The sequence below is a fragment of the Alkaliflexus imshenetskii DSM 15055 genome (assembly GCF_000517065.1).
GTDB lineage: Bacteria > Bacteroidota > Bacteroidia > Bacteroidales > Marinilabiliaceae > Alkaliflexus > Alkaliflexus imshenetskii.
This window is the reverse complement of the sequence record NZ_KI912105.1, coordinates 3,895,592-3,917,089: the sequence shown is the minus strand read 5'-3', so window position 1 is coordinate 3,917,089 and position 21,498 is coordinate 3,895,592. Positions and strand designations below refer to the sequence as shown.

The following is a 21,498-nucleotide window of genomic DNA, read 5'->3' as shown; positions in this document are numbered from 1 at the left end:
ATATCACTGCAATTTACGCCTCCAGAATCACTGCAAAACTTTCGTTAAATACCAGTTTGCCGCTCAATTCATTGCCATTGGCATCTTTAAAGCCTTTCAGCACACTGGTTTTTCCTTTCAGAATGAGGTCGCCAATCTGCTTGTCGGTGAGGGTTTTGCCCATAAAATCGAATGGAACCAGCACCTTGCAGCCTTGATTAAAACGCTCACAACCATACGCTTTTCGCCCTTTTATCATACGTCCTTCTTTGCATTTGGGGCACATCCATTCGGGTTGTTCCTCTTTCTCGAGCCTCAGTTGGTAATTGTCATCGAGTGAAACAAAACCGTCCACTTTTTGCCCATCCATTTCAAAACCTTTTATGACAGGTGTTTTACCCTTTTTCAGCAGCGCATCAATCTGATTATCGGTCAATTTTTTACCCAAAAACTCAAAAGGCACAAGCGTTTGGCAGCCGGCACTGTATCGACTGCATCCCCAGGCTTTTTTACCTTTTATCATCTGGCCTTCGCCACAACGCGGACACCTGGCAGATTCAGAAGGCGTATCAGCCGTCTTACTGTTGCTTTTTGATGCAGGCTTCTCCTCCTCAACCACTTCTATGAGCCGGATGGTTGGTTCACGCCGCACGGTATGCACAATGTCGGAGACCATCTGCTTTAGTTCATTCATGAACACTGCCGGGTCGTAAGAGCCCGCTTCTATGTCACGCAGCTTCTTCTCCCACCGTCCTGTCAGTTCGGCCGATTTAATGAGGTCGGTGCGTATGGTGTCGATAAGCTGCATGCCGGTGACGGTAGGTGCCAGAGATTTTCGGTTTTTGGTGATGTATTTGCGCTTAAAGAGCGTCTCGATGATGGCTGCCCTGGTGGATGGCCGTCCGATGCCGTTCTCTTTCATCACATCGCGAAGCTCCTCATCGTCCACCTGTTTGCCCGCCGTTTCCATGGCGCGCAGTAGCGTGGCTTCAGTATAGGGCTTGGGCGGCTGGGTCTCTTTCTCCTGAAGGTCAGGTGCATGAGGGCCCCGCTCGCCCTTGGTAAATTCGGGCAGTATGTTGTCCTCTCCCTTCTGTTGCGAACCACTGTTAAACACCACGCGCCAGCCCTCTTCCACAATCTGCTTGCCGGTGGCTTTAAATGACACTTGCTCTACCCGCCCCTCCACAGTGGTGGTATTGATGATGCTATCGGGATAGAATGCCGCAATGAAGCGCCGTGCCACCATGTCAAAAACCAGCTTCTCGTCTCTGCTGAGTGAGGACGATGGGTTTTGCCCGGTGGGTATGATGGCGTGGTGGTCTGTCACTTTGGTATCGTCAAACACCTTTTTTGACTTGGGTATCTTCTTTTCTAGGATGGGTGCTGTGAGCGCTTCGTAAGGTTTCAGACCTTTGAGTATACCGGGCACCTTGGGGTACATGTCGTTGCTCAAAAAGGTGGTATCCACACGCGGGTAGGTTGTCAGCTTCTTCTCATAGAGCAGCTGAATGGTTTTCAGCGTCTCATCGGCCGAGAAGCCAAACTTGCGATTGCACTCCACCTGAAGCGAAGTAAGGTCAAAAAGGCGTGGGGCGGATTCACTCCCCTTCTTGCGTCCAAAATCAGTGATTTCAAACTCTTTTCCCCTGATGGACTCGATGGCTTTTTCAGCCGACTCCTTATCGTGAAATCGCCCTTCGCTATTATTAAAAGTGACATCCTTGTATACCGTTTTAAGTTCCCAGTATGGTTGCGGCACAAAATTGTCAATCTCTTTTTGTCGCTCCACAATGAGCGCCAGTGTGGGTGTTTGCACCCGTCCGATGGAGAGCACCTGACCTTGCTGTCCATACTTAACAGTATAAAGCCGCGTGGCATTGATTCCAAGGAGCCAGTCGCCAATGGCACGTGAACTGCCGGCAGCATATAACAAGTCAAATTCACTCCCCTCATGCAATTTCTCAAAGCCCTCACGTATCGCCTCTTCGGTAAGTGAAGAGATCCATAGCCGTTTAACCGGACAACTGCATCCTGCTTTTTGAAGCACCCACCGCTGAATAATTTCACCCTCCTGTCCGGCATCACCACAGTTTATCACTATTTCAGCCTGCTTCACCAACTGCTCTATCACGCGAAACTGCTTAATCACCCCTTGGTCGTCAATCAGTTTAATGCCAAAACGTGATGGAATGATGGGCAACGAACCAAGCGTCCACCGCTTCCAGTCGGGCAGATAATCGTGTGGCTCCTTCAAGGTGCAAAGATGGCCGAATGTCCACGTTATCTGATAGCCATTTCCTTCAAAATATCCATCCTTACGCGATTTAGCACCCAGAACCTGGGCTATTTCTTTGGCGACACTCGGTTTTTCGGCGATGCAGACCTTCATTGATTCAATGCATTTTGGGATTTGTTGCACGAAGATAACTAAAATGACGGGAAACCGGACGGATAAAATCTTCTCGGGCAATTTGCCAACGAGCCACCATAATCACCGACTTTTATTTCCGGAATTAATTCACGAACTTATATGCACTAAAACTTTTTAATTCCTTCGTTATGAAAAACTATCTTCTTACGTTTTCATTTTTTCTGGCAGTTATTTTGCTAATCTCCTGCCAAACCACCCCATCCACGCAAGAATCATCTGCCGATGCTGCGGAAAAAATCATCAGCACCATCGATTTTAATGTGGATATGGGTCAACAACCTTGGGCATTTGACATTGAAGCTGCCACCCTTGCCAACGAGAGCTATCGCTCAGCCAACTGGACCGGCCAGTTTATGCAACTTGTATTTATGACATTGAAGCCTGGAGAAGAAATTGACCTGGAGATTCACGACAGCCACGACCAGTTTATCCGTATTGAAGAGGGAAAAGCACTGGTTTTGATGGGCAAAGAGGCCGGAAACCTCACCTGGCGTCAGGAAGTAGAGGACGATTGGGCCATTCTGATTCCGGCAGGATATTGGCACCAGATAAAAAATACCGGTACAAACGATTTGAAACTCTATACGCTGTATGGCCCTCCGGAGCATCCAAAGGGCACGGTTAACAAGAGCTACGAAGAGGCCAAAGCTGCTCATACCCACGAGCATTAATGGTGAATCGATTAGCGAATTTCAATCTGCAATCCATCATAAGCCAATTCCACACCGGGTGGCAGGCTGTCATTCACTGTGCGGTGAAAGCCAAGCTGGTGGCTGATGTGTGTAATGTAAGCCCGCTCAGGTTTAAGTACTTCTATCATCTCAAGTGCCTGTGGCAATGAAAAATGCGAAATATGCGGCTCTGGTCTCAAACCGTTAATAACCAACACTTTACTGCCATAAATCTTATAATACTCCTCTTTGGGGATGTAATTGGCATCGGTGATATAGGTGAAATCCCCGATTCTGAAACCAAAAACCGGCAGACGGTGATGCATCACACGGATGGGTATGATTTGAATGCCTTCGATGGCGAATGGATGGTCATCTATTTCATTCAGAATCACTTCTGGCAGTCCCGGATACTTTGATTCGGAGAATGCGTAGGCAAACTCCTGGCGCAGACTTTTAAGCACACGTTCCTCGGCATAAACATGGCACGGGGTGTTGTTGAGCCAGTTAAATGCCCGCACATCATCCAGTCCGGCAGTGTGGTCTTTATGCTCGTGGGTAATGAGAATACCATCCAGGTGAAGCGTTTTGCTACGCAACATTTGCCATCGAAAGTCAGGCCCTGCATCAATCAGGATGTTTCTGCCCTCTATTTCAATCAAAACCGATGAACGCAGCCGTTTGTCCTTTTTGTCGGAAGAGTGACAAATGGGGCATTGGCAGGCAATCATGGGCACTCCTAAAGAAGTACCTGTTCCCAGAAAGGTAATTTTAGAGGTCACTTTTTAGCTTGAGGTTGGTTGGATTTGGATTAAACGCAGATTTTACTAATACAAAGATAGGAATTTAAGGGATTTTTTGATTATTCATCCGATGACTTAACTGCTTAAACTTAATTTATTAAACATGTTATAGACGCGAAGAATTGTAGATTTTAGACAGATAGAGTAGTTGAGAAAGACGATTAGATTGATCTTATTTTCTGTTTAATCATGTCTATCGGTCTAAATATCTAACATCTGAAAATCTTCAAAGCAGATGTAGTATAAATTAAACAGCCTCTTAATATAGATGTTTTTGTTAATCATCCGATGACTTCGAGTCATCGGATGATTGCAATCAAGCCTCTTCAAAATCCTTCACCCGAGCCTGTACCACTTCAAAACGGTTGCGCTTTTTATTGACTGAAGTGAATTGCATCGGCACAAAGTAATCGTTGTAGCCCGATGCCACACCATCACTCCATTTTTCAACCAGGATGCGCTGCTCAGTATTGTCGAATGGTGCACGGTAATTAGCGGTCAGCTCTTCGGCGAGGGCATGCATGCGCTTACTGCGCTCAGTTTTTACTTTGTCGGGGATGTGGTCGGCCATGCGCTGCGCACGGGTATTTTGACGCACCGAATACTTGAAGATGTGCATGTGACCAAAGCCCACTTTTCTAGCTACTGCCATAGTCTCTTCAAACTCCTCTTCTGTCTCGCCGGGAAACCCAACAATCACATCGGTGGTAAAATTAAATTTTGGGTCTACGGCCCTCACCCTGTCCACAATCTCCATAAAATCTTTCACGGTGTACATGCGTCGCATTTGCAGAAGAATGCGCTCTGAGCCGCTCTGCAGGCACAAATGAAGGTGTGGCGCCAACTTGGGATGTCCAATGAGGGTGAAAAAATGGTCGTCAAATCGGTCGGGTTCAATGGATGAGATGCGCACCCTGAAATCGCCTTCCAGATTCAGGATTTTATCTACCAAACCGGAAAATTTAACGCCATCGCTCTCGTAACGACTGATGTTAACTCCGGTGAGCACAATCTCCCTGGCACCTTTGGCCACCACTTCACGTATATTTTGCAAAACCTGCTCCACCGGTCGGCTAATGGCACGCCCACGTACAAAGGGAATGATACAAAACGTACAGAAATTGTCGCACCCATCCTGAATTTTAATCAGACTGCGGGTATGAAACATCTCGGTAAACGACTGGTAGCTGAACAAATCAAAGTCCTTGTCCGACAAATCGGCATTGCCGGTTTTAATCAGCGAATCCACACTATGGAATATGCCACTTTTGCCTTTGTTGTTGATAACGGTGGCTTCGGGGAACTTCTTTTGCAATTGTTCGGCATGGCTCTCGGCCATACAGCCGGTAATCACCATTTTGGCTCCGGGATTGATGCGCCCCGCGTGACTTATCACGTATCTTGATTTCTGGTTGCTCTGGTTGGTCACCGTACAGGTGTTTACCACAACCACATCGGCTCCTTCCTCCTGTTCCGACACCTCGTAACCATTACCCGAAAACTGTGCCGCAAGGGCATCGGTCTCGTACTGGTTCAAACGGCAACCCAATGTTTTAAATGCTACTTTCATAATTTCGTTTAAACGCAGAGACGCAAAGACGCCAAGATAAAACTCTGGTTCTTCGTGTCTTTGCGTTATTTCTATTTACTAAGCTTCAACCTCACGTGTTACCAACTCCCCTTCGGCGCTGAACGGACGCACCGATTCAATACGTACATCCACGAATGAGCCTATCAGACTTTCATCATCTGATGGGAAACGCACGATGATTTTTCCTTCGGTATGGCCACTCAGGTAGCCATCTTTTTTGTCTTTACCACGCACCAGCAGTCGCACGGTCTCATCCTTCAATTTGCGCGTATGTTCAAAGGCTACTTTCTCCAAATCGCCTGTAAGCACGGCGTAACGCTCCTTTTTAACCGCATGCGGCACATCGTCCTGCCAGGCAAATGAAGCTGCACCCGGACGTGGCGAATACATGGCAATATAGGCCATGTTGTACCTAAATTCACGCACGGCAGCACGGGTTTGTTCAAACTGCTCCTCCGTTTCGCCGGTAAAGCCTACGATGACATCGGTAAACAGTGTGGCCGAAGGAATGAGCTCCCGAATCCAGCCCACCACCTCGCGGTAGCGCTCCATGCTGTGCTTGCGGTTCATGCGTATCAGCACCTTGTCGTCGCCCGACTGCACCGGCAAATGAATCTGCTTGGCCAACGAACGGTATTTGGCGATGGTTTCAATGACATCGCGGGTCATATCGCGCGGGTGGGGCGATGTGAAGTATATCCACACGTCACGACCCGAATCATCGGCCATCTGGCCTAACGCATCCAGCAGCTGCGCAAACGACAGCTCCTCCCCTTTTTTGTCAAGCCCATAAGAATTCACATTCTGCCCCAGCAGCGTGATGCTTTTGTACCCTTTTTCAACCAACTGACGGGCTTCTTCGATGATATCGGCCGATGAACGACTTACCTCACGGCCACGTGTATATGGTACGGCACAAAACGTACAGAACTTGTTGCAGCCATTCTGAATAGGAATAAACGCCTCAAAATTACTGTTGTAGATGGGCTCCACCTCCCATGTTTGTGGGGCAGCAGCCACTTTGGATACCGGTTTTGCACCTGCAAAATTGAGTTTATCGGCCACCGATGCCGGTGCGGCTATTTCCACCAACTCCTCGTCGTGCAAGCGGCTAAAATTGGATACCGGTGTGGTAACTCCATATTGGCTCAGCATGGCCGGAAACGATGCCAGCTCCTTCATGTCGAACACCAGGTCGAACAGCTTCAGGAATTTCTGGTGGTCATCGGGCAAAATACATCCCGACACAAAGGTTATCAGGTTGCGTTTGTTTTTCCACTTGTTCCATTTGGCAATTTTGGAATAGACTTTATCGATGGCCTTTTGCCTTACCGAACAGGCAATAATCCCAATCACGTTGGCCTCCTCCTCTGTTTCGGTGGCCGCATATCCCATCTTTGCCATTACCGCCTGCACACGCTCCGCATCGGCCTGGTTCATCTGACAACCCAATATCACTAAATGGTACTTCATAATCCTTTTTTTAACGCAGAGACGCAAAATCGCAAAGCAAAATAACCATCACCCTAATTATTAATTATTTACCAAAGAATTAAAAATGTTTAATAAAAGAATTAAATCTCCATAAACCTTTGCGCCTTGGCGTCTTTGCGTTTAATTTAAAAATATACTTCCGTGAAGATATTCTTTGAGCTAACGCCTTGTTTTTCAAGAATATCATACACGTCGTGAATCATATCACAATTGCCGCAAAGATAACACAAAGTATCGTTATTCAGAGGGTTTTGGGTTAACCAATCGGTCACCCTACCATGAAAATCACCTTTCTCGTCGCGCGAGGTGCAGGCAACATATCGCGATGGCTCGTAATGGTGACGCTCGTATGCCTCCTCAGCAAAACGGATGCCATGCACCAATGTATAGTTGAGCGAAGGAAATGCTTTCACGAAACTGTGAAACGGCGAAATACCTGTGCCACTTGCCACAAATAGAAACTGCTTGCCTTCGGCTACCTCCTTGTCGATGGTGAAATAGCCCACGGCATCGTTCACCACCACCGAGTCGCCAGCCTCAAGTTTTTTGAGGGCAGGCGTCACCACCCCATCTTCAATTTCGCGTACCAAAATCTCGATAAAATCATCTGTCGGCGCACTATAAATGGAATATTCACGCGTGTGAATGCCATTTGGCGGTCCCACCTGAATGTGCTGACCGGCAGTGAACTCAAGGCCATTGTGCTCCAGTCTCAACACAAAAGTTGAGTCGGTTAAAACGCGCTTTTCCAATATGGTATGGAGATTAAACCTTCTTTTCTGCATTGAAATATACCCTTTAAAAAGGCGCAAAATTGCAAAAAAATGGTGGCACTGCCAATCAAATGAATGATTTTTACACCTTTTTATCCGAATCAAATTAAAAAATCATCGGATAACTTATTCAGATTATCCGATGACTGGTTAAATGGCTATGATTTAAATCTTTTTACCGATATAGAAAACATACCCATAAAACGACTTATACTTGTCGTACATCACAGCTTCATGCCTCATTTCGGCAACCAAATCAGCTGCTGCTTTATTGTCGCCCTTTTCGCGGAGGAAAGCTTTCTGTAGTTCAACCTGTGGTGCAAAAAAGTGGTCAGTCCAGCAATTTTCAGGTAAAATAAAAGTGGCAACCGGAACAAAGCCCGCCTTTTGCATTTGGGCTACTTTCACCGAAATGGTATCTATTTCAGGATAGGCATTGTGCCAAAAGGTCTCAATTTCAGCAGGTCGCTCATTGGTAAACCATGTAGCCTCCGAAACAGCCACATAGCCACCTGTTTTCAGATAGTTGCGCCAATACCTCAGTCCATTTTCATAACCAATGTTATAAATAGAACCTTCAGACCAGATAAGGTCCAAAGATTCGGGTTCAAAAGGCAGGTTGTCCATTGAGCCCACTACTCCGTTTACCCTTTCCTGTACATTTAACTTTGCTGCATTGCGGTTAAAAGTATCAATAAATTTGGGGAACAAATCAATACCGGTGATGGTACCGGGCACATGTTGCGCCAAAACCATGGTTTGTCCGCCAGTACCGCAGCCCAAATCGGCAATGCGCGATTCATGGTTGAGTCCATCAATAAAGTTCAACGCCTTTATGGTTACTTCAGGGCTTCCCGGCCCCTGACGCTCAACACCTGAAAAGTATTCGCAGATTACTTCGAAATCAAAGTCGTGGATGGTTTTATTATCGTTACTCATGATGTTTAAAATTATGTTATGCCATAACAAACAGATACAACCAGTTTGTCTGACAAAGATTTAAGTTGGTAAAATACAATATAAAAGAACCCGGTTGGAATCAACCGGAACCAGAGAGGAATAATCAAAAGCTAAACGCCCTTGATTATTTACTTCACCAAATCCTTCTTAATTTTAAGCATCAAAAGTTTTTAGATAAGCAAAATTAATATTTCGCGATGAAAAACGCAATAATATAGTACCGGCTTTCAGAATTTCATCCTTAATCCCAATCGCCAGTTCCTTGGATGGAAATCAATAACAAATGTAGAATTGTCAGACTCCCAGTCCACAAGGGCATATTCAACACCTCCAAGCCCCAATGATAAACCAAAAGCAGGTGTGATGTAATAGGATATTTCAGGAAGTAAGCTGGCCGAAGCATATTCAAACTTCTGCTCTGATTCAGAGTACACAGAAATTGAACCCTCACCAGGTCCGGGAACAATTATACTCCAGGAAATGTATTCTATTCCCGCCCATTGCGATACCATTTCAGAATGAAGATTACCATACCTCATTTTGAAATTTGTATTGAATGAAATTTTCTCAGTGATATTGCGATAGTAACCCAGATAGATGCCAGGCATGAACGCATATTGCTTCCTCTGTAACTTCTCGACCTGAGCATGTTTGTTCATTGTCAAAACTGAATGGTAACGTTCTTCAAAACTTCTGAAATAATCCAGAACGATGCCTGCTTCAAAATTGTTGGATATGGCAATTCCGATTGACGGCCCCACATTCAATATCTTGCTTTTATTGGCATAACTATTGGTTGTTACGCCATGTTCCGATAGCGTTTTGTTATAGTTTCCATCCAAACGGATAATAATATTGCCCTTTTCAACTTGTGAATAAAACTTTACGGACATCAATAATAATAGAAGGGTTAGGAATTGTTTTTTCATACCATACATTATTTAATTTGTATTTAATAACCAAATCGTTATCTAAAACGATATCTGTATGAAATTACAAAAAAACGAATTAACTAGAGTAATCATCACCTTAATAAAATTGATAATTGCACCATAATCTCAGAAAAGATGCCCTCTACACAAATTCCCATAGCCAAAAATGTTTCTATCTTTGACCAAATAAACAAAAATCAAACAGAATGCCCGGAAAACTATATCTCATCCCCAACACCCTTGGTTCATCAGAAACAGGGCATATTATCCCGGCCGATGTGGCACAGATGGCTGTGAAGTTGCGCCATTTTATCGTAGAAGATTTGCGCACGGCGCGTCGGTATCTCCGATTGCTCGACCCCCAGATGGACATTGATGGCAGTCAGTTTTTGATGCTCAACAAACGCACCACGCCGGCTCAAATGTCGGAGTACCTGAAACCCCTGAAAGCCGGTCACGATGTGGGCATTATCTCAGAAGCGGGTTGTCCCGGTGTGGCCGACCCCGGCGCCGATGTGGTGAAAATGGCCCACGAAGCAGGCATTCAGGTGGTGCCAATGGTTGGCCCCTCCTCCATTCTGCTGGCCATGATGGCTTCGGGAATGAATGGGCAGAGTTTTGCATTTGTGGGTTACATCCCCATCAAAAAAGAAGACCGGCTCAAAACCATCCGCCATCTGGAAAACCGCAGCCGTACCGAACATCAGTCACAAATTTTTATCGAAACGCCCTTTCGCAACAACCATTTGGCAGAAGATATTCTTGCAGCCTGCAATCCCAAAACACGCCTCTGCATTGCTTACAACCTCACACTGCCCGATGAGTATGTGGTGACTAAAACCGTTGCCTCATGGAAGGGTAAGTTGCCAGACTTGCATAAGAAACCGGCCATTTTTATCGTACATGGATACAAAATGGAATGAGCAGTAAGTTTCTTTTTGGATAAGAAGAAGTTTCACGAAAAAACGCAACCGTATGTCAGTAGTCCGTTTTGGTGTATCGCTTGAAAAAGAGTTGCTTGAAGCACTTGATGAGTATGTGGCCGACAACCAGTTTACCAACCGCTCTCAGGCCATACGCCACATGGTGAACGACCACATTGTAACCAGTAAATGGCAGTGCAACAACCTTGTAGCCGGTTCTATCACCCTGATATATAACCACAGCAAACGGGAGTTGGTAAGTCATCTTACCGATATCCAGCACCATTTTCATGAAGTAGTACTCTCGGCGCACCATTTTCATTTGGAGGCTGATATGTGTATGGAAATTATTGCTGTAAGAGGGCAGGCAAAAACGTTAACGCATTTGGCCGACAAGCTCATTGCCCTGAAAGGCATCCGGCATGGCAAGCTAACCATGAGTCGGGCAGACTAGCATTTACAACTACTTGAGTGTTTGTAACCGATGCCTGAAAAGCTGGTATTCGTGTTCAAAATTTGGGGTGAGAACTCCGGTGCCAAGAGCCTCCTCAATCTCCTGGAATGTCCAGACTCGTCCACCATCAAGTTCCTCCGGGTGTGGGGTGATGGTGCCATTGTAATGCGCCAGATAGGCAAAAACCATCTCCTGCTCAATTGAACTTTTCCACACATAACGTCCCAACAATTGCGCATTGTTTATTTCAATGCCAATCTCCTCAGCCGCTTCGCGCTGAAGTGACACATCCAGTGATTCACCGGCCGCCAGGTGACCACCTACTGCGGTATCCCATTTCCCCGGCTGCACAAGTTTGTGCATTGGCCGTTTCTGAAGCCATAACCCACCATCCTTTAACACCTGCAGATGCACCACCGGGTGTAACCACTGTGTTGTGCCATTATGCACCACGCTGCGTGGCGCATGACCATTGATGTTGCCATCCTCATCGAGCAATGGAAGCCACTCCTCTTTAGCGTATGATTTACTTTGGATTCTTTTAAAGATGAAAAGAGCTGTTAAAGCCAACCCGAAATAGAGATAGAGACCGGTTGTGTTCAGGAAGGTTTCAATGCGCGTATCTAACAAAAAAACAGCCACCAACAGCATCGCCATATAAACAGCCATTACCCAGAAAAAAGTCTGCATGGTAAGGCGCATCTGCATCATCTCCCAAGGGCCAAAACGTCTGTTTTTATGCAAACGGCCCGATGCCATCATCAGAAAGTTATATTTTGAAAAAGCAGAAACGCCCACCATCACCAACATCAGCAGCAAGTAGAATGTAGGTCTCAAACGCTCCAACACGGAACCATCCATAAGCAAAGCAACCACACCCAACGCTACCAGCAGTGCCATCTCAAACAAAATGCGCTTCTCGAAACGGCGGTGTCGCAAACCATGCCACAGTAACTCCCCTGCCCCAAAGGCCACTGCCAACCACAATCCGGCTTTAAGTCCCCAAAACCACTCGGCTACTATCAATATAACCAAAGGCAAAAGACCCGGAAGCGCTGCACCTATCTTTTTATTCAAAGCTATTCTAATGTAACGATTTGAGACAATTCAATACATTCTGTTCGATGCGTCCAATCACGTTGGCAGGGTCAGCTTTCACAAACGGTTCGCCTGTGATTCGCTCATAAAGCTCAATATAGCGCTCGGAGATGCTGTTCACGCGCGCTTCGTCCATCTCAGGAACCTTTTGCCCATCTTTACCCTGAAAACCATTCTCGATAAGCCACTGGCGCACAAACTCTTTGGAAAGCTGACGTTGCGGCTCTCCATTTGCCAGACGCTCTTTGTATCCATCAATATAAAAATAGCGTGATGAGTCAGGCGTATGAATCTCGTCCATCAGATAGATTGTGCCATCAATATGGCCAAATTCATATTTGGTATCTACCAGAATCAGTCCCATTTTCTCAGCCATCTCAGTACCCCGGGCAAACAGGGCACGCGTGTATTGCTCCAGTTGAATGTAGTCAGCTTCAGACACAATTCCCTGGCTTATAATCTCTTCACGTGAAATATCTTCATCGTGCCCCTCAGATGCTTTGGTGGTTGGTGTAATGATGGGCTGTTCAAACTTCTGGTTTTCAACCATACCATCGGGCAGGCAAACGCCACAGAGCATGCGTTTGCCGGCTTTATATTCGCGCCAGGCATGACCGGTAAGATATCCACGAATGACCATCTCCACCTTATATGGTTCGCAGCGGCGTCCAACGGTCACCATTGGGTCGGGAGTCGCCACTTTCCAGTTGGGCACAATGTCGGCCGTGGCATCCAGAAAACGAGAAGCAATCTGATTGAGCACCTGCCCCTTAAACGGAATGCCCTTGGGAAGTACCACATCAAACGCGGATATTCTGTCCGACACAATCATTACCAGATACTTATCATCGATGTTATACACATCACGTACTTTACCCACATAATGGCTTTTCTGACCGGGAAACTGGAAATTGGTTTCTACAATCGCGTTTGTCATGGTTGTTATATTAGATGTTTAGATGTTAGATATATAGATGCTAGATGATTAGATATAAGATATTTAGAATTAAGATGTTAAAAATGAGTTGGGTTAGATTTTAGATTCGCTTGATTTTCCTTATTAACCAACACATTTGAACCCTGAATTATTCTAGTTGACATCAACTCTACTCCCGCTCGTAAGCTTCCACAATGTCCTGAACCAAACGGTGCCGCACTATGTCTTTCACCGTAAAATAAATGCGTTCGATGCCTTTAATATCTTTGAGAATACGCATGGCCTGCACCAGTCCCGACATTTGTGGGTTAGGCAAGTCAATCTGCGTCACGTCACCGGTCACCACAAATTTGGCATGGTCACCCATACGCGTCAGAAACATCTTCATTTGATTGGCAGTGGTATTCTGTGCCTCATCTAAAATCACAAAGGCATTGTTCAGCGTTCGTCCGCGCATAAATGCCAGGGGCGCTATTTGGATGGTGCCATTCTCCATAAACTCCTTGAGCTTAACGGCCGGAATCATGTCCATCAAGGCATCATAGAGTGGTTGCAGGTAGGGGTCAATCTTTTCCTTCATGTCGCCCGGTAAAAAGCCTAATTTCTCACCTGCTTCCACTGCCGGACGACTTAAAATAATGCGTTTCACTTCTCTGCGTTTGAGGGCACGCACAGCCAGGGCAATGGCGGTATACGTTTTGCCTGAACCAGCCGGGCCCACAGCAAAAAGCAGGTCGTTGCCCGGGTAAACTTTTACCATGCGCCGTTGGTTTTCGGTGCGCCCTTTAATGGGCTTCCCATTCACCCCAAACAGAATAATGTCGTTGTCCTCGGCTACCTCACCATTTGATTGGGTTCCCACAAGCATCTCAATAATAGATGCCTCCTTCAGGACGTTGTATTGATTATAATGTTCAATAAGCTGGTTTATCTTCTCCTCAAAATCGGCAATTTCAACCGGGTCACCCATGGCTTTAAGCCAATTGCCTCTGGCAACTATCTTCAGCTTCGGAAAATGGGCTTTGATGATGTCCAGTTTCACGTTTTTAACACCCATGAACTCCACCAGGTCAATTGATTCAAGATAAATGAGTTTTTCTATCATATAAAGCGGGTAATCACTATTTTTGCAAGTGCAAATTAACGATATTTTTCCCGGATAGTAAGAGTCTGTGCATGATTTTATCAGTTGACAATATCTGTTTTGCCGGTGATTTAATCACGAAAAGGACATTGACCATTTTTCAGCCAAAATGTTTTATCTGCACCGACGGGCACTATATTTTGCATCACGCAAACTTCCGGATTCCTGTGCATTGAAATTAAATATAGATGTAATGCAATCAAAAAAAGATACTTTTCAGCGCTTGTTAGAGATAATGGACGAGTTGAGGGAGAAATGTCCCTGGGACAGTGTCCAAACCAACGAAACCCTGCGCACACTCACCATTGAAGAAACCTACGAATTGGCCGATGCCATTGTCGAAGGAAATGATGAAGCCATCAGCAAAGAGCTGGGTGACCTGCTGCTCCACATTGTATTTTATGCCAAACTGGGCGAAGAAAAAGGCGCCTTCCACATTGGCACGGTGATGGAAAACCTGATAGAGAAGCTCATCTACCGTCATCCCCATATTTTTGGCGATGTGAAGGTGCAGGACGCCCGCGAAGTGGAACAAAACTGGGAACAACTTAAGCTAAAAGAAAAAAACGGCAACAAATCTGTACTCTCAGGCGTACCGAACGCTCTCCCGGCTATGGTTAAAGCCAACCGTATTCAGGACAAGGCACGTGGCGTAGGATTTGATTGGGAGAAACGGTCACAGGTGTGGGATAAGATTCGCGAAGAAATGGATGAGCTGCAAGCCGAAGTGGAAAAAGGCAACGCCGATGGTATGGAGGATGAGTTTGGCGACCTGCTTTTTTCAATCATCAATGCAGCCCGGCTTTATGACGTGAACCCGGAAAACGCACTGGAACGCACCAACCGGAAATTCATCTTACGGTTCAATTATTTGGAACAGGAAACCATAAAAAAAGGACGAAACCTAAAGGAGATGACCCTTGCCGAAATGGATGCCATCTGGAATGAAGCCAAGAAATTGAAGTAACACGTTTTTTTTATTCGTACATCTACCCAATTAATTTACATCATCTAACCATTGGCATTGGGAGTTGGATTTGTCTTGAACACCCTGTTCGATTTGCATGAAAATCGAAAAAATAATCTATATTAGCATAAAACCCTTATGTAAATACAGATGGGAACTGCTAAATCAACACATGGCGGAGCTGGTTTTGGAACGGCTCCGGTTTTCTTTACTGCTATTTCTACCATCCTGGGCGCCATCCTGTTTCTGCGCTTTGGCTATGCCGTGGGTAGCCTCGGATTTTGGGGTGCCATTCTCATTATAGTAGTAGGACACCTTATCACCTTCCCTACTGCCCTGGCCATTTCAGAAATTGCCACCAACACCAGAGTAGAAGGTGGCGGCGAATATTTCATCATCTCGCGCTCTTTTGGGTTAAAAATTGGCTCCACCATCGGCATTGCGTTGTATCTATCGCAAGCCATCAGCGTGGCCTTTTACATCATCGCATTTACCGAAGCATTTGAACCTTTATTCAACTGGTGCCAAAACCACTTTGGGTTTGTACTGCCACGTCAGGCCATCAGCATTCCGGCACTGGGATTGCTGGCGTTATTAATCTTAAAAAAGGGGGCGGGCATGGGCGTTAAGGCCCTTTATGTGGTGGTAGGCATTCTATTTTTGGCATTATTGCTCTTCTTTTTGGGAAAGCCCATTGAAGCAGAAGAAGCCTTGCGTCAGCCAGGCAACAACTTTGGGTTCTTTAACCGAGAGAACTTTTTCGTCGTTTTTGCCATTTGTTTTCCCGCTTTCACAGGTATGACAGCAGGTGTTGGTCTTAGTGGCGATTTGAAAAATCCGGGCAAATCCATTCCATTGGGTACACTCGGTGGCACCGCCATTGGCATGTTGGTATATCTGGCCATCGTTTGGAAAATGTCCATTTCCGCATCTCAGGCTGATTTAACAGAACATCAGCTCATCATGGCACATATTGCATTGGGCGGCTCCATAATTATACCACTGGGGCTGGCTGCTTCAACCATCTCATCGGCGCTGGGTTCCATCATGGTAGCCCCGCGCACGTTGCAGGCCTTGGCATTCGATAAAATAATTCCGTTCCGGAAATTTAACTATCTGATGTCTAAAGGAAAAGGCAAGACACGCGAACCATTCAATGCTGCAGTAGTGTCTTTTGCCATCGCCCTGATTTTTGTAGCTCTGGGCGATGTGGATGCCGTGGCCGGAATCATCTCCATGTTTTTTCTGATAACCTATGGTTCACTTTGCTTAATATCATTTCTGAACCATTTTGGAGCACCTCCATCCTATCGGCCAAAGTTCAAATCAAGATGGTACTTTTCGCTTACAGGCTTTTTGCTTTCTATTTGGGTCATGTTTATGATAAGCCCATTCTATACCATCTTGTCGATGGTAATAATTGTGATGCTCTATCTCGTCATCGAATATTATAACAAGGAACAGAAGGGATTGGTGAATATTTTCAAAGGCGCATTGTTTCAACTTAACCGTAAACTCCAGGTTTACATGCAGAAGAACCAATCTGATGCGGATGCCGAAGAGTGGCGCCCTGCTGTTGTCTGCATCTCATCACACTCATTTGAACGTGAAAAACCGCTGGATTTAATGAAATGGCTCAGCTATAAGCACGGATTCGGCACCTATTTTCATTACATAGAAGGCTACTACAGCAAACACACCTACACCGAAGCCAGAGCCATTCACAAAGAACTTATCAAGCTGCAAAATGAGGAAGACAATACGCTCTATATTGATACCATGATATCACCATCATACACATCGGCCATTGCACAGGTGATACAGGCACCTTCCATATCCGGTATGGAAAACAATATGGTATTATTTGAATATGATAAAAACAACCCAGAAGAAATTGAACGTATTCTGGAGAATATCAAACTTACAAAAGCTGGGAATTTTGATGTGTGCATTTTTGCAGGCTCTAATAGCGCCATACGGTTCAGAAACGGTATACACGTGTGGATAAGACCTACCGACCTGCTCAATACCAACCTGATGATTCTGCTCGGATACATTATGATGGCTCACCCGGACTGGCACAAGGGACACATCAAAATATTCAGCATCTGTTCACCAGGAAAGCGCGAAGAGACAAAATCTGAACTCGAAGAGCGTATTGCCACAGGGCGTTTGCCTATTACGCTTACCAATATCGAAATCATCGCTTCGGGGGGTAATCAAACTGTGAGTGAAATCATTACCACACATTCCAAACAGGCAGCTCTTACCATCATCGGTTTTAGAGATGAAAAAATAAAGCACCAGGGAGACACTTTTTTCAATAGTTTTTCCGATATTGGTGATATTCTTTTCGTAAATGCTGCTCAATCCAAAGAAATGAAGTAGAGATTAAAGGCTAATTTGGAAATGCTGAAATTAAATATTAACGCCAGTTGTTGATTGATATGACAGGAACAAAATTCTCCGAGAAGCAAAGATTCAGACAAATCTGGTTGTGGATATTGATGGTGGTTTTGGGAATACCGCTTTACTATTACTCTTTCAGGTTACTTTTTTTTAATTTCTCAACAACTGCAATGTGCCAGATGGCCATAGCCATGCTCACGGTGTTGCATATTATTACTATTGCTTTTCTTTTAGTTATTAAGCTCGAAGTCGAGATTACCAATCGCCACATCACTTATCGCCTTTCACCTTTCCACTTCAGAAAGAAAATTGTACCCCTAAACCAACTGCATTGCGCATATATTCGCGAATACCAACCAGTGAAGGAGTTGAGTTTCATGGGGATTCATTTCGGAAAAGGACCAAAAGCTTATTGTATTAATGGATTCTGGGGGCTTCAACTGGAGTTTGCCGCCGGTCGTCAGTTGCTGCTTGGTACACAACGACCCGAGGAGATGCATGCCGTTCTTAAAAAATTGGGTATTCCTGAAGAGTAGATACGGAATCTGATTACAGACTAAAACAAAACATGATACTTGCTGTTTCCTAAAAAAAGGATGCAGACATATTGCTATTCACATACATTTAGTCATTTATAAAACCATATTATTAACATGCGAAGAATTATACTAACAGGGCTTATAAGTCTGTTAACAGCAACCGGTCTATTGGCCTCCGAGGCTAGGCTGCTCCGGTTTCCGGCCATCAATCAAACACATATTGTGTTTACCTATGCCGGTGATTTGTATAGCGTGCCCCATGCCGGCGGAATGGCACGAAAGCTCACATCACACGAGGGACTTGAGATGTTCCCCAGATTCTCTCCGGATGGCACACAAATAGCCTTTACAGGGCAGTATGATGGTAACACCGAAGTATTTCTGATTTCATCTGATGGCGGTGTACCCAAAAGGCTTACCTATACTGCCACTTTAACCCGCGACGATCTTGGCGACCGTATGGGACCCAACAACATTGTGATGAATTGGACTCCGGATGGAAACATCGTGTATCGCTCGCGTCGTCAGGCCTTCAACGACTTTAAAGGACAACTGTTCAAAGTATCACCCGCGGGCGGTCTTTCCACCCAACTAGAACTGCCGGAAGGCGGTTTTTTGAGTTTTTCCTCTGACGGCTCAAAAATGGCTTATAACCGGGTATTCAGAGAGTTTAGAACCTGGAAATATTACCGTGGCGGAATGGCCGATGACATCTGGATTCACGATTTCAACTCACGCGAAACCACTCGCATCACCGACCATCCCGCGCAGGATATCATTCCCATGTGGATTGGTGATGAGATTTTCTTCCTGTCCGACCGTGACCGTACCATGAACCTTTTTGTGTACAATCAACTAACCGGAAGCACCGAGAAAGTAACACACTTTACTGAGTTCGACATCAAATTCCCATCGCATCATGGCAACCTTATCGTGTTCGAAAATGGTGGTTACATATATAAGATGGATGTGTCCAACCGTGAGGTTCAGAAAGTAGAGATAATGATTGGCAATGACCTCAACCAATCGCGCACCGATTTTATGGATGCGGCGGACAGAATTTTTTCTGCGGATCTTTCGCCCAATGGTGAGCGCGTTCTGTTTTCGGCACGTGGCGAACTATTCTCCGTGCCTGCCGACAAAGGCATCACCTACAACCTTACACGCACCTCGGATGTGCATGAGCGCAATGGTATTTGGTCGCCCGATGGACGCCAAATGGCATGGCTTTCAGATAAAAGCGGTGAATATGAAATTTGGGTAAACGATGTGATGGGCGAACAGCAGCCCCGACAGCTTACCACAGGAGGAAGCACTTATAAATTTAATATAGCCTGGAGCCCCGACAGCCGCATGATTGCCTGGAACGACCAAAATTATGCGCTTTACATCACCGAAGTTCAAACAGGAAATACACGCAAGTTGGCTGCAAGTGACTATACCCGCTTGGGTGATTTTAGCTGGAGTCCGGACAGCCGATGGCTTACCTACACCGATGCAGGCGAAAACAGAATGGGCATCATCCAATTGTTAAATGTCGCATCAGGCGAAATTTTCCCCATAACCGAAAAATGGTACTCCTCTTATAATCCGGTTTTCTCTTCGGATGGTAAATACCTTCTATTTGCCTCAGAGCGAAGTTTCAATCCGGTTTACAGCAACACCGAGTGGAATCATGCATACATCAACATGTCCAAAATCTATATGGTATTGCTGTCTGCTGATACGCCATCGCCTTTTGCACCCGAAAATGCAATGATTAAGCCAAAAGATGAATCATCAGATAAAAAAGGATCAACAGCTCAAACTGATCAATCAAAAACCGATATCAATGTAAGGATTGACTATACTGGCATCGGAAACCGCATTATTGAACTGCCCATTGAAGCGGCTCGCTACTTTAACATCAGTTGCGTGAACAACAGAGTGTATTACAACCGCATGTTTCAGGGCGGGAAAAATGGCAACGGTCTATTGGTGTATGATTTGAAAGAGAAGAAGGAAACCTTCCTGGGCGACTACCGCTACACCATTTCGGCTAATAACAACAAAATGCTTGTAGGAAAAGACAAGAACTGGACAGTGATTGATTTGCCCTCGTCGGCTGTAACCATTGATAAGCCAATGGATTTAAGCAACATGAAGGTTCGTGTAGATTTCCGCGAAGAGTGGCAACAGATTTTTAATGAATCATGGCGACAAATGCGCGACTTTTTCTACGTTGACAACATGCACGGGGTAAATTGGGATGCCATCTACGAAAAATATAACCCATTGGTGGCTCACGTAAACCATAGAACCGACCTCAACTACGTTATTGGTGAAATGATAGGAGAGCTAAATGCAGGTCATGCCTACGTGAATCCCGGTGATCAGCCACAAGCAAAAAGAGTCACCACCGGACTGCTGGGCGCACGTCTATCGAATCATGCGTCAGGCTTTTTCCGCATCGACCGCATTTTGCAGGGCGCTTCATGGAGCCAGGAACTGCATTCTCCGCTCAGAGCTCCCGGTGTTAACGTAAGAGAAGGCGAGTTTATTACAGCAGTTAACCGCATTCCGACAAACAGCGTAGAAAATATTTATGAATTATTGATGGGGACTGCTGGCCGCACTGTTGAGCTAAGTATCAACAGTACGCCTTCGTTGCAGGGTTCCAGAAACGTTCTCATTACTCCCATCGCCAATGAAAGTTCGCTCTACTATTTTGAATGGGTGAGCGAGAACATACGCAAGGTTAATGAAGCAACCAACGGCCAAGTTGGATACATACACATACCTGATATGGGCCCGGGCGGACTCAACGAGTTTGTAAAATACTTCTATCCTCAGCTACACAAAAAAGCCCTTATCATCGACGACCGCGGAAATGGCGGCGGCAATGTATCGCCAATGATACTGGAACGTTTGAGCCGTGTGCCATACCGTGTAAACATGCGCCGTAACTCACCGGTGGTAAGCACCGTTCCTGCTCAAACGCTGGTAGGTCCGATGGTTACACTAATTGATAAATACAGTGCTTCTGATGGCGACCTGTTCCCATACGGTTTTAGGCAGCTGGGACTTGGTACCATAATCGGAACACGCAGTTGGGGCGGTATTGTAGGCATCACCGGCTCCTTACCTTTTATTGATGGTACCGATTTACGCATTCCACAATTCACCTCCTTATCGATGGAGGGCAAATGGATCATCGAGGGTGAGGGCGTTGAACCCGATATCGAAATAGAAAATGACCCATTCCGGGAGTTTTCAGGTCACGATGAGCAGCTTAATAAAGCCATCGAGGTAATTCTTGAGCAACTTAAGAATCGAAAAGAACTGCCCGCTATACCTGCACCACCGGTAAAGAATCAATAAGGAACGTGCTGAACAAAAATTTGGTATCTA

Annotated in this window: 17 protein-coding genes; 7 read left to right on the top strand and 10 right to left on the bottom strand. The window is 45.5% G+C overall.

Features of this window, described 5'->3' with window-relative positions; genetic code table 11:
* Positions 1–13 precede the first annotated feature (13 nt).
* Positions 14–2,371 carry a type IA DNA topoisomerase gene (locus tag ALKIM_RS0116250; protein ID WP_026475568.1) on the bottom strand — a complete coding sequence of 786 codons (2,358 nt, stop codon included), beginning with the start codon at positions 2,369–2,371 and terminating at the stop codon, positions 14–16.
* A 170-nt stretch (positions 2,372–2,541) separates the two neighbouring features.
* Between ALKIM_RS0116250 and ALKIM_RS0116245 the strand changes: the two genes are divergently transcribed.
* The gene (locus ALKIM_RS0116245) at positions 2,542–3,084 is read left to right on the top strand and encodes a cupin domain-containing protein (RefSeq protein ID WP_218916726.1); all 543 of its coding nucleotides are present in this window, start codon (positions 2,542–2,544) and stop codon (positions 3,082–3,084) included.
* Between the two features lie 11 nt (positions 3,085–3,095).
* Here the strand turns inward: ALKIM_RS0116245 and ALKIM_RS0116240 are convergent, their stop codons facing one another.
* From ALKIM_RS0116240 to ALKIM_RS0116215, 6 genes are all read right to left on the bottom strand, one after another.
* The gene (locus tag ALKIM_RS0116240) at positions 3,096–3,866 is read right to left on the bottom strand and encodes an MBL fold metallo-hydrolase (protein WP_235714440.1); all 771 of its coding nucleotides are present in this window, start codon (positions 3,864–3,866) and stop codon (positions 3,096–3,098) included.
* 337 nt (positions 3,867–4,203) lie between these two features.
* On the bottom strand, positions 4,204–5,457 hold the full coding sequence (gene mtaB / locus ALKIM_RS18930; RefSeq protein WP_044118031.1) for a tRNA (N(6)-L-threonylcarbamoyladenosine(37)-C(2))-methylthiotransferase MtaB: 1,254 nt from the start codon (positions 5,455–5,457) through the stop codon (positions 4,204–4,206).
* Positions 5,458–5,535: 78 nt separating this feature from the next.
* The gene (locus tag ALKIM_RS0116230; protein ID WP_026475565.1) at positions 5,536–6,951 is read right to left on the bottom strand and encodes a MiaB/RimO family radical SAM methylthiotransferase; all 1,416 of its coding nucleotides are present in this window, start codon (positions 6,949–6,951) and stop codon (positions 5,536–5,538) included.
* 146 nt (positions 6,952–7,097) lie between these two features.
* Positions 7,098–7,757, bottom strand: coding sequence for an FAD-binding oxidoreductase (locus ALKIM_RS0116225; protein WP_044118030.1), 660 nt, complete (start codon positions 7,755–7,757; stop codon positions 7,098–7,100).
* A gap of 153 nt (positions 7,758–7,910) precedes the next feature.
* On the bottom strand, positions 7,911–8,684 hold the full coding sequence (locus tag ALKIM_RS0116220) for a class I SAM-dependent methyltransferase (RefSeq protein WP_026475563.1): 774 nt from the start codon (positions 8,682–8,684) through the stop codon (positions 7,911–7,913).
* A 248-nt stretch (positions 8,685–8,932) separates the two neighbouring features.
* On the bottom strand, positions 8,933–9,634 hold the full coding sequence (locus tag ALKIM_RS0116215; RefSeq protein ID WP_157363952.1) for a hypothetical protein: 702 nt from the start codon (positions 9,632–9,634) through the stop codon (positions 8,933–8,935).
* 209 nt (positions 9,635–9,843) lie between these two features.
* Here ALKIM_RS0116215 and ALKIM_RS0116210 point away from each other — a divergent pair, with 209 nt between their 5' ends.
* Together ALKIM_RS0116210 and nikR are read left to right on the top strand one after the other, a co-directional pair.
* Complete coding sequence (locus ALKIM_RS0116210) at positions 9,844–10,560, top strand: SAM-dependent methyltransferase (RefSeq protein ID WP_026475561.1); 717 nt, start codon at positions 9,844–9,846, stop codon at positions 10,558–10,560.
* A 52-nt stretch (positions 10,561–10,612) separates the two neighbouring features.
* Positions 10,613–11,014 carry a nickel-responsive transcriptional regulator NikR gene (gene nikR, locus ALKIM_RS0116205; protein WP_026475560.1) on the top strand — a complete coding sequence of 134 codons (402 nt, stop codon included), beginning with the start codon at positions 10,613–10,615 and terminating at the stop codon, positions 11,012–11,014.
* Positions 11,015–11,023: 9 nt separating this feature from the next.
* On the opposite strand, the gene ALKIM_RS20180 is transcribed toward nikR, so the two are convergent.
* The 3 genes from ALKIM_RS20180 to ALKIM_RS0116190 form a co-directional block, all read right to left on the bottom strand.
* Positions 11,024–12,091 (bottom strand): NUDIX domain-containing protein, encoded by a 1,068-nt coding sequence (locus tag ALKIM_RS20180; RefSeq protein WP_218916724.1) that lies wholly within the window; start codon positions 12,089–12,091, stop codon positions 11,024–11,026.
* Positions 12,092–12,098: 7 nt separating this feature from the next.
* Positions 12,099–13,049, bottom strand: a complete 951-nt coding sequence (locus ALKIM_RS0116195) for a phosphoribosylaminoimidazolesuccinocarboxamide synthase (RefSeq protein ID WP_026475558.1) — start codon at positions 13,047–13,049, stop codon at positions 12,099–12,101.
* A 169-nt stretch (positions 13,050–13,218) separates the two neighbouring features.
* On the bottom strand, positions 13,219–14,154 hold the full coding sequence (locus tag ALKIM_RS0116190) for a PhoH family protein (RefSeq protein WP_026475557.1): 936 nt from the start codon (positions 14,152–14,154) through the stop codon (positions 13,219–13,221).
* A gap of 232 nt (positions 14,155–14,386) precedes the next feature.
* On the opposite strand from ALKIM_RS0116190, the gene mazG reads away from it, so the two are divergent.
* From mazG to ALKIM_RS0116170, 4 genes are all read left to right on the top strand, one after another.
* Positions 14,387–15,160 carry a nucleoside triphosphate pyrophosphohydrolase gene (mazG, locus tag ALKIM_RS0116185; protein WP_026475556.1) on the top strand — a complete coding sequence of 258 codons (774 nt, stop codon included), beginning with the start codon at positions 14,387–14,389 and terminating at the stop codon, positions 15,158–15,160.
* Positions 15,161–15,310: 150 nt separating this feature from the next.
* Positions 15,311–17,548: an amino acid permease gene (locus ALKIM_RS0116180; RefSeq protein WP_044118029.1), complete on the top strand. Its 2,238-nt coding sequence runs from the start codon at positions 15,311–15,313 to the stop codon at positions 17,546–17,548.
* A gap of 59 nt (positions 17,549–17,607) precedes the next feature.
* Positions 17,608–18,105, top strand: a complete 498-nt coding sequence (locus ALKIM_RS0116175; protein WP_026475554.1) for a hypothetical protein — start codon at positions 17,608–17,610, stop codon at positions 18,103–18,105.
* A gap of 117 nt (positions 18,106–18,222) precedes the next feature.
* Positions 18,223–21,468 carry a S41 family peptidase gene (locus tag ALKIM_RS0116170; RefSeq protein WP_026475553.1) on the top strand — a complete coding sequence of 1,082 codons (3,246 nt, stop codon included), beginning with the start codon at positions 18,223–18,225 and terminating at the stop codon, positions 21,466–21,468.
* The last annotated feature ends 30 nt before the right edge of the window (positions 21,469–21,498 follow it).

Coding starts and splice junctions, on each gene's coding strand:
- ALKIM_RS0116170 (WP_026475553.1), top strand. CDS start 18,223: ATGCGAAGAATTATACTAACAGGGCTTATAAGTCTGTTAACAGCAACC.
- ALKIM_RS0116195 (WP_026475558.1), bottom strand. CDS start 13,049: ATGACAAACGCGATTGTAGAAACCAATTTCCAGTTTCCCGGTCAGAAA.
- mtaB (WP_044118031.1), bottom strand. CDS start 5,457: ATGAAAGTAGCATTTAAAACATTGGGTTGCCGTTTGAACCAGTACGAG.
- ALKIM_RS0116250 (WP_026475568.1), bottom strand. CDS start 2,371: ATGAAGGTCTGCATCGCCGAAAAACCGAGTGTCGCCAAAGAAATAGCC.
- ALKIM_RS0116210 (WP_026475561.1), top strand. CDS start 9,844: ATGCCCGGAAAACTATATCTCATCCCCAACACCCTTGGTTCATCAGAA.
- ALKIM_RS0116225 (WP_044118030.1), bottom strand. CDS start 7,757: ATGCAGAAAAGAAGGTTTAATCTCCATACCATATTGGAAAAGCGCGTT.
- ALKIM_RS0116220 (WP_026475563.1), bottom strand. CDS start 8,684: ATGAGTAACGATAATAAAACCATCCACGACTTTGATTTCGAAGTAATC.
- ALKIM_RS0116190 (WP_026475557.1), bottom strand. CDS start 14,154: ATGATAGAAAAACTCATTTATCTTGAATCAATTGACCTGGTGGAGTTC.
- ALKIM_RS0116245 (WP_218916726.1), top strand. CDS start 2,542: ATGAAAAACTATCTTCTTACGTTTTCATTTTTTCTGGCAGTTATTTTG.
- ALKIM_RS0116230 (WP_026475565.1), bottom strand. CDS start 6,951: ATGAAGTACCATTTAGTGATATTGGGTTGTCAGATGAACCAGGCCGAT.
- ALKIM_RS0116175 (WP_026475554.1), top strand. CDS start 17,608: ATGACAGGAACAAAATTCTCCGAGAAGCAAAGATTCAGACAAATCTGG.
- mazG (WP_026475556.1), top strand. CDS start 14,387: ATGCAATCAAAAAAAGATACTTTTCAGCGCTTGTTAGAGATAATGGAC.
- ALKIM_RS0116180 (WP_044118029.1), top strand. CDS start 15,311: ATGGGAACTGCTAAATCAACACATGGCGGAGCTGGTTTTGGAACGGCT.
- nikR (WP_026475560.1), top strand. CDS start 10,613: ATGTCAGTAGTCCGTTTTGGTGTATCGCTTGAAAAAGAGTTGCTTGAA.
- ALKIM_RS0116215 (WP_157363952.1), bottom strand. CDS start 9,634: ATGAAAAAACAATTCCTAACCCTTCTATTATTATTGATGTCCGTAAAG.